At 32.0% G+C, this 13,201-nt stretch carries 8 protein-coding genes; 6 read left to right on the forward strand and 2 right to left on the reverse strand.

Annotated elements, in window-relative coordinates:
• Positions 1–51: 51 nt before the first annotated feature.
• Complete coding sequence (gene thrA / locus GQS57_RS17535) at positions 52–2,490, reverse strand: bifunctional aspartate kinase/homoserine dehydrogenase I (protein ID WP_165734278.1); 2,439 nt, start codon at positions 2,488–2,490, stop codon at positions 52–54.
• Between the two features lie 317 nt (positions 2,491–2,807).
• Positions 2,808–4,367, reverse strand: coding sequence for a hypothetical protein (locus GQS57_RS17540; protein ID WP_165734279.1), 1,560 nt, complete (start codon positions 4,365–4,367; stop codon positions 2,808–2,810).
• Between the two features lie 131 nt (positions 4,368–4,498).
• Between GQS57_RS17540 and GQS57_RS17545 the strand changes: the two genes are divergently transcribed.
• The 6 genes from GQS57_RS17545 (at position 4,499) to ilvC (ending at position 13,074) form a co-directional block, all read left to right on the forward strand.
• Positions 4,499–5,674, forward strand: a complete 1,176-nt coding sequence (locus tag GQS57_RS17545; RefSeq protein ID WP_165734280.1) for a 2-isopropylmalate synthase — start codon at positions 4,499–4,501, stop codon at positions 5,672–5,674.
• 101 nt (positions 5,675–5,775) lie between these two features.
• On the forward strand, positions 5,776–6,897 hold the full coding sequence (gene leuB / locus GQS57_RS17550; protein WP_165734281.1) for a 3-isopropylmalate dehydrogenase: 1,122 nt from the start codon (positions 5,776–5,778) through the stop codon (positions 6,895–6,897).
• 458 nt (positions 6,898–7,355) lie between these two features.
• Positions 7,356–9,032 carry a dihydroxy-acid dehydratase gene (ilvD, locus tag GQS57_RS17555; RefSeq protein ID WP_165734282.1) on the forward strand — a complete coding sequence of 559 codons (1,677 nt, stop codon included), beginning with the start codon at positions 7,356–7,358 and terminating at the stop codon, positions 9,030–9,032.
• Between the two features lie 92 nt (positions 9,033–9,124).
• Complete coding sequence (ilvB, locus tag GQS57_RS17560) at positions 9,125–10,858, forward strand: biosynthetic-type acetolactate synthase large subunit (protein WP_165734283.1); 1,734 nt, start codon at positions 9,125–9,127, stop codon at positions 10,856–10,858.
• A 100-nt stretch (positions 10,859–10,958) separates the two neighbouring features.
• Positions 10,959–11,489, forward strand: coding sequence for an acetolactate synthase small subunit (gene ilvN, locus GQS57_RS17565; protein WP_165734284.1), 531 nt, complete (start codon positions 10,959–10,961; stop codon positions 11,487–11,489).
• A gap of 109 nt (positions 11,490–11,598) precedes the next feature.
• A complete protein-coding gene (ilvC, locus tag GQS57_RS17570) occupies positions 11,599–13,074 on the forward strand; it encodes a ketol-acid reductoisomerase (protein WP_165734285.1) in 1,476 nt (491 codons plus the stop codon).
• Positions 13,075–13,201: the final 127 nt, after the last annotated feature.

The following is a 13,201-nucleotide window of genomic DNA, read 5'->3' on the forward strand; positions in this document are numbered from 1 at the left end:
GTTTTCAGTCAGTTGCTAACTGAAAACTGTGACTGAAAACTGAATACTTTTTTATTTATTAGCAATTCTAATTACATCAGCAAAAATACCAGAAGCAGTAACATCTGCACCAGCACCAGCACCTTTTATAATTAAAGGATTTTCTGGATATCTGTCTGTAAAGAATAACACAATATTATCACTTCCTTCTAAATTATAAAAAGGATGATCTGATGGAATGTGCTGTAAACCAACATTAGCTTTTCCGTCTACAAATTCAGCTACATATTTTAAACGGCAATCTTTATCGTTTGCTTCTTTAAATATATTTTGAAAATGACCTTCATTTTTAGTTAATGATGTGTAAAAATCATCATTGTTATCTGTGTTTAAGCTTTCCTCCGGTAAAAAGGCATTTTTTGCAATGTCTTCTAATTCCATTTTATAACCACTTTCTCTCGCTAAAATTAAGATTTTTCTAGCAACATCTACACCACTTAAATCAATTTTTGGATCTGGTTCTGTATATCCTTCTTTTTGAGCTGCAGCAACAACGTTATGAAAAGTAGAATCAGCATTAAAATTATTGAATACAAAATTTAAACTTCCAGATAACACAGCCTGAATTTTATTGACTCTATCTCCAGAGTTGATTAAATTTTTAAGTGTGTCAATAATTGGTAAACCTGCACCAACATTAGTTTCGAATAAGAAAGAAGCATTGTACTTTCTAGAAACTTGTTTTAAGGTTTTATAATTATCAAAGCTAGAAGCACAAGCAATTTTATTACAAGTTACTACAGAAATGCTATCACGTAAATATTTTTCATAGATTTCAGAAACCTGCTGGTTTGCTGTGTTATCTATAAAAACACTATTTATATGATTACTTTCTTTAACTTTTTTATGGAAGCTATCTAAGGTTGTAGGTTCTCCATTTTCTAAAGCTTCTTTCCAATTATTTAGATCGATACCATTATCATCGAAAGCCATTTTTCTAGAATTCGCAATTCCGATAACATTAATACTTAATTTTAAGTTTTCTTTTAAGAACTTTTTTTGTTGATTAATTTGTGCTAAAAAGCGCTCACCAACATTACCAACACCTGTTACAAATAAGTTTAACTGTTTTGTTCTTTCTTCAAAGAATTGTTCGTGTAAAGTGTTTAAAGCTTTCTTTGCATCATATTTGTTAATAACTGCAGAGATATTTTTTTCTGATGAACCTTGTGCAATTGCTCTCACATTTACATTGTTTCTTCCTAAGGCGCTAAACATTTGTCCGCTTAAACCTTGGTAGTTTTTCATGCTTTCACCAACCACGGCAATAATTGCTAAATTACTTTCAACAATAATTGGTTTTATTTTTTTCTTGTCTATTTCTATACTAAAAGTATCGTCTAAGAGTTCTTTCGCTTTTGCAGCATCGTTTTCAAAAACCCCTACACAAATAGAGTGTTCTGATGAAGCTTGTGTAATAAAAACAACATTTATTTTAGCTACTGAAAGAGTTTCAAATAAACGTTTAGAAAAACCAGGAATTCCAACCATTCCCCCACCTTCTAAAGTAATTAAGCTAATGTCTTCTATGTGAGAAATACCTTTTACTTCATTACCGTTTTCTGGGTGTTTGCAAATCAATGTTCCAGCACTTTCTGGTTCGAACGTGTTTTTAATACGAATAGCAATTCCTTTTCTTAAAGCAGGTTGAATTGTTGGTGGATATAAAACTTTTGCACCAAAGTGTGACAATTCCATTGCTTCTTCGTAAGAAATTTCTGAAATAGGATATGCTTGTTTTACAACTCTAGGGTTTGCAGTAAACATACCAGAAACGTCTGTCCAGATTTGCAATTCATTCGCTTCTAAAGCTGCAGCGTAAATGGCAGCAGTAAAATCAGAACCACCTCTACCTAAAGTAGTTGTTTCTTCAAAAACATTAGAAGAGATAAAACCACCTAAAACAACAACTTGATGTTTGTTTTCTTCAAAAAATGAAGTAATATTATTATTAGTGACTTTAAAGTTTACCTGCGCATTTAAATACTCATTATTAGTAATGATTAATTCTCTACTTTCTTTATGGTCTGCATCAAACAATTCTTTTGCAGCATTTGCAATAATGTAAGAAGAAAGTCTTTCTCCAAAACTATATACTTTTGCTAATGTTTTGTCAGATAATTCTTGTAGTAAGAAAACACCTTCGTAAATAGATAATAATCTATCAAATAAATAGGTAACTTCTTCGTGAACTTCTTTTTTGTTTTTAGCAATTAAATCATCAATTACTTCAAAATGAAGTTCTTTAACAGTTCCTAGAAGTTCTTTAGCTGTGGTAATGTCTTCTAAAGCTTCATTAGCACCAGCTAATAATTTATCGGTAGTTTTTCCGAATGCAGAAACTACTACGGCTATTTTTTCTTTTTTAGATGCAGCCTCAACAATAGCTAAGACTTTTTGTATTTTCTCTGAACTTGCGACAGATGAACCGCCAAATTTTAATACTTTCATTTTTAATGAATAGTTTAAGTAATTAAATTTTTTTTGAGTTTGTTTCGTTTTTACCCGAAACAATATATAACCTGTGGTGATATGAATATAGTAGAACCCCTAAAGGGTAATTGTTGTAATTGTGCGTGTAATTGTGCGCATAGAAGTATAAACTACGTTGGTAGTTTTAGAAGAATTAATATGTGTATTAGATAAACTCACAAAGCAAAAATAGGAGTATTATTTAATATTTCCCCTTTTGATGGAGATTATTTCGTAAAATTTAATGATTTATGCAGTATTATTAAAAATAGGCTATTTCTAATATGGTTTTACGATTATTTACTAATTGGTTTTATTTTTTCTTTAATAATTAAAGCAATCGGTTTATTTTGAATTTTGCTTTCTAGCCAAGATAGGATGTCTAAATATAAGAAGGCTCTTTTTTCATACGGATGGTTTTCAAATGTTTTTAATTTGGCATGAATCTTCTTAAATTCATTTTTAATCTCATGCGGAAAAACATCACTTAAATCTCTAATGGAAGTTAGAAAAACCTTTTGAACCTCTTGTAGGTTTTCCATTTTTAGTAAGAATTTATAGGTGTCTACAAACTGTCTTTCTAGATCGTAATCTAATCCACATTCGTAATGTGCAATCAAGTTTAAAATACGAGCAAAACATTGTAAGTCCTCTGCTGAACCTATGTTTTTAGAGCGAATTATTTTTTGTAAATAAATAATACACAATTTGTTTTTACCCATTCCAAAATACAAACAAGCTATTTTGTAGTAGAGTAAAACAATAAAATGACTGTCTAGTCTATTTTTATACTTTTCAATTTTATTATTAATTATTTCAACAAGATATTCTCCTTTTTCAAAAGAACCTTCTAAGAAATGTAAGTGTAGTTTGTTAGCGTACAAATATAAGAATATCAATAACTCAGTATTGGTATTCATTGGTACTTCTTTCCTGTCAATTTCCTCTTCAAAAGCGGTAAGTTCTTTTTTAAAGGTCGATACTTTTTTTATAAGAAAACAAGATTCTAATAGGTAGTTTTTAGATTTTAAATAAAAAACTGGATGCGTGTTTATCAGTTTAGGGCAGTCAAATAAATCTACACATTTTTTAGCGTATTTATAGCTTAATAAAAAATCTTGCACCAAAAAACTATGCCATAAATGTGCCTTGTATAACCATAATTTTTCACGAAAGCCTAATTTCTGATAATCGTACTTTGGCATTCTATCGCTAAAATATTTTTCAACAAACTGTAATTCTTCTTCATTTTTAACATAGCCATTTTGTATTAAATGACTGTATAGTTGTAAAGATAAATTAGAAAGTTTACTAGCAATTACATTGTCTTGGCTTAGTTCTTTTGCTTGTACAGATAGTTGATTTGCTCTGTTGCTTAAACTCCTTGTAATGTATTGTGTTTCTATTACTTTTTCTAGTTCTACAATTTCATAAGCTATATTTTTCTCTTCATTATCCAAAGCCATGTTTTTAGCTTTTTCTAAAAGTTTCAAACTTTGTTTGTAGAGTCCTTTTTGATATAATACCGTAGCAAAATCTAATTGTTCTCTAATTTGAATTCGCACATTTTTATGGGCAGGATTTAATCGTAAACTAATTAAAATTTGTTTGTATAAATGCGCCTTTAAGTTAGAAAGTTGTTGTTTAGAAACAATTCCGCTGCCAATAATAACTTTTTCATCATATACCTTTAGTTTTTCTAAAAATTTAAATAAAGAAAAAAACTTAGCATCGATGTTTCCACCTAATCTTCCTACATATAAATTAAATTGCCTCTTTTCTGATTTAGTTAAAGACTTAATTAAAACAAATAGAGCATCATTTTGTTGATTGGCTAATGTAACATTTTTACTCATAAAAAACTGGTAATTAGATATTTAAGTTTTTATAGGTGATATTAGAAATCGTACGGAGCTGTAAAAATAACTATTTATTTTAAGTTCGATATATACATTTGAGTTTAAATAAGATAATCTTTACAGATATTATGCAAGATAACAAGGTTCAAATTTTTGATACAACATTGAGAGATGGGGAGCAGGTCCCTGGGTGTAAGTTAGATACAAAACAAAAATTGGTAATTGCTGAAAGATTAGATTTGTTGGGTGTAAATGTAATTGAAGCTGGTTTTCCGGTTTCTAGCCCAGGAGATTTTATTTCAGTAACTGAGATTTCAAAAATTATAAAAAATGCTACAGTTTGTGGTTTAACCAGAGCTGTAGAAAATGATATTAAAGTAGCTGCAGAAGCACTAAAATATGCAAAATACCCAAGAATTCATACGGGTATTGGTACAAGTGATTCTCATATTCAATTCAAATTTAATTCAACAAGAGAAAAAGTAATAGAACGTGCTGTAAAAGCTGTTTCTTATTCAAAGTCTTTTGTAGAGGATGTAGAGTTTTACGCAGAAGATGCAGGTAGAACAGATAATGAATATTTGGCAAGAGTATGTGAAGCTGTTATTAAAGCAGGTGCTACTGTGTTAAACATTCCAGATACAACGGGGTATTGTTTGCCAGAAGAATATGGAGCAAAAATTAAGTATTTACGTGAAAACGTAAAAGGAATAGAAAATGTAATTCTTTCATGCCACTGTCATAACGATTTAGGTATGGCAACTGCAAATTCTATTGCAGGTGTAATTAATGGTGCTCGTCAAATAGAGTGTACAATTAATGGTATCGGAGAAAGAGCAGGAAATACAGCTTTAGAAGAAGTGGTAATGGTGTTAAAACAACACCCATATTTAAACCTAGAAACAAGTATCAATACAAAACTATTGTATGATACAAGTATAATGGTTAGAGAAAGTATGGGAATGCCAGTACAACCTAACAAAGCAATTGTTGGTGCAAATGCATTTGCGCATAGTTCTGGTATACATCAAGACGGAGTTATAAAAAACAGAGAGACATACGAGATTATGGATCCTGAAGATGTTGGTGTTACAGAAAGTGCCATTGTATTAACTGCAAGAAGTGGTAGAGCAGCGTTAGCATACAGAGCTAAAAAGATTGGTTACGAGTTAACAAAAGTTCAACTAGATGTTGCTTACGATGCTTTTTTAAGTACTGCAGATAAGCAAAAAGAAGTAAAAGATGATGATATTCATGCTATTATGGTAGAGGTTGGTAAAATTTCTAAAGTAGCAACAGTATAAAAAGAAACTTTGTCTTCGAGGGTAGTTGTGAATTTTGATACACCAATTAAAAATAATCAACTACCTTTGATAACAGAATAATTTTAGATTACAAGTACAGAATGAAATATACAATTGCAATAATCCCGGGAGATGGTATTGGACCAGAAGTAACCACGCAAGCAAAGAAAGCTTTAGATGCGGTAGCAGAAGTTTACGACCATATATTTTTATATAAAGAAGCTCAAATGGGCGCTTGTGCAATTGAAAAAACGGGTGATCCATTACCGCAAGAAACCATAGACATATGTAAAAATGCAGATGCAGTTTTATGTGGAGCTATTGGAGAATTAAAATATGATAATGACCCAACCTTAAAAGTAAGACCAGAACAAGGTTTATTGCGTTTAAGACAAGAATTAGAGTTGTTTTGTAATGTTAGACCTGTAAAAGCATACCCTAAATTACTTAAAAACTCTCCTCTTAAAAAAGAGATTATTTCAGGTACAGATATCCTTATCTATAGGGAGTTAACTTCAGGTATTTATTTTGGTAAAAAAGAAATAAGTGAAGATGGTTTAAGTGCATCAGACGTTTGTTCTTATACGGTAGATGAAATTTCTAGAATTACACACTTAGCTTTTAAAGCGGCTCAAGACAGGAAGAAAAAAGTAACTTTAATTGATAAAGCAAATGTTTTAGCAACTTCTCGTTTATGGAGAAAAACAGTTGCAAAAATTGGAGAAGAATATCCAGATGTTGCTTTAGATTTTATGTTTATAGATAATGCTGCAATGCAAATTGTATTAAATCCAACACGTTTCGATGTTATTTTAACAGAAAACCTTTTTGGAGATGTTATCTCAGATGTAGCTTGTGTAATCGGTGGTTCAATCGGTATCTTGGCATCAAGCTCGGTAGGAGGAAAAAACGCGTTATTCGAGCCAATTCACGGTTCATATCCACAAGCAGCAGGTAAAGATATTGCCAATCCTTTAGCATCTATTTTATCAGCAGGACTAATGTTAGAGCATTTAGGTTTGCATGACGAGGCAGATGCAATACAAAGAGCTGTAGAAAAATCGTTAGATTTAGGTATTACAACACAAGATTTAAAAGGCAAAAATCAATATTCGGCTTCCACTGCAAAAGTGGGCGATTTTATAGCAGATTATATTGCGAATCAAGAAGATAGTAATATGAATTTTAAAAACATTCATATGGGGCAAAGCACAATTATTTAAGTTTTTTAGAAGCTATTTCCAGCTTTCATTACTCGCTTTTTTTGCTTCAAAAGGCAAAAAAGAGCTCAAACAGACCATTCAATCTGGGCTAGACTTGTTTGTAAGCGGCTATCAATAAAAAAATATTAGTTGCGTATTAAAATATAAATCGCAATATTTACACCAATGAAAAAACAATTATTAAATATTATTTCTATTATCAATGTCATCGTAATTATTACGAATTGGTAAGGAAGTGATATTTATATTTTTTATAAACGAACCTTCCACTAAAATGGAAGGTTTTTTTATGAATTTATTTTAAAGATTGAGTATCATAATTAAGTAGGGGTAATTAACTTAAATTCAGTTAATTAAGGTGTTTTTTTAACACGTGAATTTAAAGTAAGTTATTGAATTTTATTCAATAAAAATGGAGAAACATAGTAATTTAGACAACAAATTGAAGAAAACATTAAATGAAACTAAATAAGCACAGTAGCAGATTAACACAAGACGAATCTCAACCGGCATCACAAGCAATGTTGTATGCGGTAGGTTTAACGGATGAAGACATGCAGAAAGCGCAAGTTGGTATTGCGAGCACTGGTTATGATGGTAACCCATGTAATATGCATTTAAATAACTTGGCTGCAGAAGTCAAGATTGAAAGCAAAATTGCAGGTTTAGTCGGTTTAGGATTCAATACAATAGGTGTTTCAGATGGTATTTCTATGGGGACCTCTGGTATGAATTATTCATTAGCATCTAGAGACATTATTGCAGATTCTATAGAAACTGTAATGAATGCTCAAAGTTATGATGCATTGGTTTCTGTAGTGGGTTGTGATAAAAACATGCCAGGAGCAGTAATTGCAATGTTGCGTTTAAACCGTCCATCAATTATGATGTATGGTGGTACAATTGCATCAGGAAACTACAAAGGAAAAAAATTAAATATTGTTTCTGCTTTCGAAGCTTTAGGTCAAAAAATGGCTGGAGAAATAGAAGAAGAAGAATATAGAGAAGTTATAAAAAGAGCAATTCCTGGAGCTGGAGCCTGTGGTGGTATGTATACTGCAAATACAATGGCTTCTGCAATAGAATGTATGGGGTTCTCTTTACCATATAACTCATCAATACCGGCAGAAAATCCTAATAAATTATCTGAAGCAGAAAGAACTGCTTTGGCTATTAAAAACTTATTAGAATTAGATTTAAAACCTTTAGATATTATTTCTAAAAAATCTTTAGAAAACGCAATTGCGTTGGTAAACGCTTTAGGTGGATCTACAAATGCAGTGTTACACTTTTTAGCAATTGCGCATGCAGCAGATATTGAGTTTACATTAGCAGATTTTCAGAAAGTTAGTGACAGAACTCCGTTAATTGCAGATTTAAAACCATCTGGTAAATATTTAATGGAAGATGTTCATAGTATTGGAGGTACGCCTGCAATAATGAAATACTTGTTACAAAAAGGGTACTTACATGGAGATTGTATGACGGTTACTGGTAAAACATTAGCAGAAAACTTGGCAGATGTAGTAGCAATGGAATTTGATGAGCAAGATGTAATTCACCCAACAGATAAAGCATTAAAATCTTCTGGTAACTTACAAATCTTGTATGGTAACTTAGCTCAAGAAGGAGCTGTAGCAAAAATTTCTGGAAATGAAGGATTGCTTTTTGAAGGAAAAGCAGTGGTTTATGATGGAGAACAAGCAGCAAATACCGGAATTATAAACGGAGAAGTAGAAAGAGGAGATGTAGTCGTCATTAGGTATGTTGGACCTAAAGGAGGACCAGGAATGCCAGAAATGTTAAAACCAACTTCTTTAATAATGGGAGCAGGTTTAGGAAAATCTGTAGCTTTAATTACAGACGGTCGTTTTTCTGGAGGAACCCATGGTTTTGTGGTTGGACATATTACTCCAGAAGCACAAGAAGGAGGAACTATCGGAATTCTTCAAACTGGTGATAAAATTAGAATTAGTGCAGAAGATAATTCAATTAATGTATTGCTTTCTGATGAAGAGTTAGCGGCAAGAAGAGCAAATTGGATTGCACCAGCATTAAAGCACAAAAAAGGGATTTTATATAAATATGCAAAATCAGTGGCATCAGCATCTAAAGGATGTGTTACAGATTTGTAGTTTTAAATAAAATCAAGAAACAAGATAAAAAAAAGAGATAAGATATCCTGCGAGGCTTCAATAACCTTGTAGGTATTTAAAAATATAAAACTATGGAAACTCAAACCATACAAAATAAACAAAACACAGCAAAAGTTACAGAAAGGATTTCTGGTAGCGAAGCAATCGTTAGATGCTTAATTGCAGAAGATACAAAAATAATTTATGGGTATCCTGGTGGAGCAATTATGCCAGTGTATGATGAGTTATATAAATATCAAGATAAAATTCATCACGTTTTAACACGTCATGAGCAAGGTGCAACACATTCTGCACAAGGGTTTGCAAGAATTTCTGGTAAGGTAGGTGTATGTATTGCAACTTCTGGCCCTGGGGCAACCAATTTAATTACGGGTATTGCAGATGCACAAATAGACTCTACACCAATGGTGTGTATTACGGGTCAGGTATTTTCTCATTTATTAGGAAGTGATGCGTTTCAAGAAACCGATATTGTTGGTATTTCTACACCAGTTACAAAATGGAACTGTCAAGTAACCAAAGCATCTCAAATTCCTGAGGCAATCGCAAAAGCTTTTTACATTGCAAAAAGCGGAAGACCAGGACCTGTTTTAGTAGATATTACTAAAGATGCACAACAAGAAATGTTCGATTTTTCTTATGAAAAATGCACAAAAGTTAGAAGTTATTTTCCGTTACCAAAAATAGATGTTTCATCAATTGAGGCTGCTGCAAAATTAATTAATGCTGCAAAAAAGCCATTAGTAGTTTGGGGACAAGGAGTAATTTTAAGTGAAGCAGAAGAAGCGTTTAAAGCCGTAATTGAAAAAGCAGGTATTCCATCTGCTTGGACAATCTTAGGTGCTTCTGCAATTCCTACTTCACATCCATTAAATGTTGGTATGGTGGGTATGCATGGTAATTATGCACCAAACGTTTTAACAAACCAATGTGATGTTTTAATTGCAATTGGTATGCGTTTCGATGACCGTGTTACGGGAAGTTTAAACACGTATGCAAAACAAGCCAAAGTAATTCACTTTGAAATTGATCCTGCAGAGGTAGATAAAAACGTAAAAACAGATGTAGCGGTTTTAGGTGATGCAAAAGCAAGCTTAGAGTTATTGTTACCAATGTTAAACGAAAATAAGCATCCGGAATGGCGTAAGGAATTTGCAGATTTATACGCTATTGAATATGAAAAAGTAATAAAAGGCGATTTGTACCCTACAAAAGAAGGGATTACAATGGGTGAGGTTTTAAAAGAAATAAACATTCAGAGTAAAGGAAATGCTGCAATTGTAAGTGATGTTGGTCAACACCAAATGATTGCTTGTAGATATGCTGAATTCAATCAGTCAAAAAGTAATATTACTTCTGGTGGTTTAGGTACCATGGGCTTTGGTTTACCAGCAGCAATTGGTGCTAAAATGGCAGCTCCGGAAAGAGATGTAGTTTCAATTTCTGGTGATGGTGGTTACCAAATGACAATTCAAGAATTAGGAACTATTTTTCAGCAGAAAGTTGCTTTAAAAGTAGTGGTCTTAAATAATGAGTTCTTAGGAATGGTACGTCAATGGCAACAATTATTTTTTGACAAACGCTATGCATCCACAGAAATGGTAAATCCAAACTTTGTAGCTATTGCAGAAGGGTATTATATAAAAGCAAAGAAAGTTACTAAACGAGAAGAATTGGCTGCGGCAGTTGAAGAAATGATGGCAAGTAAAGAAGCTTATTTCTTAGAGGTTTGTGTAGAGAAAGAAGGAAATGTTTTCCCTATGATTCCTACGGGAGCAAGTGTTTCAGACATTAGACTAGAATAATAAAAAGAACAAGGAGTAGAGAACAATGGGTAAAGGTTTATTGGAATAAAGGCAATAATGGTCTAATTTCTATCATCTTTCTTCTAATATCTTTAAAAAAATGAGTACAGAAAAACAATTTTACACAGTATCTATTTATACTGAAAATAATATTGGATTGTTGAATAGAATTTCAGCAATTTTCCAAAGAAGACATATAAATATAGAGAGTTTAAATACCTCTCCATCAGAAATACCTGGTGTTTCTAAATTTACCATTGTTGTAAGTATGACAGAGGAAAATATTAAGAAAATTATTGGTCAGATAGAGAAGCAGGTAGAGGTTATTAAAGCGTATTATCATAATGATGATGAAACAATTTATCAGATTTCTGGGTTGTTTAAAATTAAATCTGAATTGTTATTTGAAGAACCTCAAATTCAGAATATCATTAAAAAGAGTCACGCAAGAATTGTTACTGTAAATACTGAATTTTTTGTGCTGGAGAAATCAGGAAAAAAAGAAGAAATAGTAGCATTATATGATCAATTAAGCGTTTTTGGTATTATGCAATATACACGTTCTGGACGTGTTGCTATTACTAAAGAAGAAATGAAAATATCAGCATTACTAGAAACATACAACAACTAAATAAAAAGAGTAAAGAAGCAAGGAGTTAGATTGTAGGTGCTTACGTAAAGTTAATATGGTGTCTATATTCTAAAATCTTAATTCTAAACAACAAACAAAAACAATAAAAATGTCAAATTATTTTAACACATTAACATTAAGAGAGCAATTAGAACAATTAGGGAAATGTCGTTTTATGGACGCTTCAGAATTTGAAGACGGAGTAGAAGCATTGAAAGGGAAGAAAATTGTGATTGTAGGTTGTGGTGCACAAGGTTTAAACCAAGGTTTAAATATGAGAGAATCTGGTTTAGATATTTCTTATACATTAAGACAGGCTGCTATAGATCAAAAAAGACAGTCTTATATTAATGCATCTTCAAATAATTTTGAAGTTGGTAGTTATGAAGAAATGTTACCAAGTGCAGATGTGGTTATTAATTTAACGCCAGATAAGCAACATACAAATGTTGTAACTGCAGTAATGCCTTTAATGAAAAAAGGAGCGACATTATCGTATTCTCATGGTTTTAATATCGTTGAGGAAGGAATGCAAGTTCGTGAAGATTTAACCGTAATTATGGTGGCGCCAAAGTCTCCAGGATCTGAAGTTAGAGAAGAATATAAAAGAGGATTCGGAGTACCAACATTAATCGCAGTGCATCCAGAAAATGATCCACAAGGAAAAGGTTGGGCAGAAGCAAAAGCATACGCTGTTGCAACAGGAGGTCATAAAGCGGGAGTTTTACAATCTTCTTTTGTTGCTGAGGTAAAATCTGATTTAATGGGAGAGCAAACTATTTTATGTGGTTTGTTACAAACAGGAGCAATTTTATCTTTTGATAAAATGGTTGAAGAAGGAATTGAGCCAGGTTATGCTGCTAAATTAATTCAGTATGGTTGGGAAACTGTAACAGAAGCTTTAAAGCATGGTGGAATTACCAATATGATGGACAGATTGTCTAATCCTGCTAAAGTTGAAGCTTTTAGATTATCTGAAGAGCTAAAAGACATTATGCGTCCGTTGTTTCAAAAACACATGGATGATATTATGACAGGTCACTTCTCTCAAACAATGATGGAAGACTGGGCTAATGATGATAAAAACTTATTAACTTGGAGAGCAGCAACAGGAGAAACTGCTTTTGAAAAACAAGAAATTACAAGTGATGAAATTTCTGAACAAGAATACTTCGATCACGGAACTTTATTAGTTGCTTTTGTAAGAGCTGGTGTAGAATTAGCTTTCGAAGCAATGACAGAATCTGGTATTATTGCTGCTTCTGCTTATTATGAGTCTTTACACGAAACGCCATTAATTGCAAATACAATTGCAAGAATGAAATTGGCAGAAATGAACCGTGTAATTTCTGATACTGCAGAATATGGTTGTTATTTATTTGACCATGCTTGTAAGCCTTTATTAACAGACTTTATGAAGAATGTAAAAACTGATATTATTGGTAAATCTTTTAGCTCAGAAAACGGAGTTGATAACCAAGAATTAATTAGAATTAATGCTATTATTAGAAACCATCCAGTAGAAGTAGTAGGAGCAAAATTAAGAGCTTCTATGACAGCTATGAAAGTTATAAAAACGGTTTAATATAGTCCATTTTTATATTGAAATAAATCTTCAAAAGAGGTGTAATTTAGGTTTCTATAAATTATAATGTCCCCCAAAAATTGAGTTAAAAAAACCTGTTAGATTTCATAATCTGACAGGTTTTATT

Origin of the sequence: Polaribacter sp. 20A6 (genome assembly GCF_011378915.1) — a bacterium.
Classification (GTDB): domain Bacteria; phylum Bacteroidota; class Bacteroidia; order Flavobacteriales; family Flavobacteriaceae; genus Polaribacter; species Polaribacter sejongensis.

Bases quoted from the DNA above. Each gene is read 5' to 3' on its own strand.
- thrA (WP_165734278.1), bottom strand. From the start codon at position 2,490: ATGAAAGTATTAAAATTTGGCGGTTCATCTGTCGCAAGTTCAGAGAAA.
- GQS57_RS17540 (WP_165734279.1), bottom strand. From the start codon at position 4,367: ATGAGTAAAAATGTTACATTAGCCAATCAACAAAATGATGCTCTATTT.
- GQS57_RS17545 (WP_165734280.1), top strand. From the start codon at position 4,499: ATGCAAGATAACAAGGTTCAAATTTTTGATACAACATTGAGAGATGGG.
- leuB (WP_165734281.1), top strand. From the start codon at position 5,776: ATGAAATATACAATTGCAATAATCCCGGGAGATGGTATTGGACCAGAA.
- ilvD (WP_165734282.1), top strand. From the start codon at position 7,356: ATGAAACTAAATAAGCACAGTAGCAGATTAACACAAGACGAATCTCAA.
- ilvB (WP_165734283.1), top strand. From the start codon at position 9,125: ATGGAAACTCAAACCATACAAAATAAACAAAACACAGCAAAAGTTACA.
- ilvN (WP_165734284.1), top strand. From the start codon at position 10,959: ATGAGTACAGAAAAACAATTTTACACAGTATCTATTTATACTGAAAAT.
- ilvC (WP_165734285.1), top strand. From the start codon at position 11,599: ATGTCAAATTATTTTAACACATTAACATTAAGAGAGCAATTAGAACAA.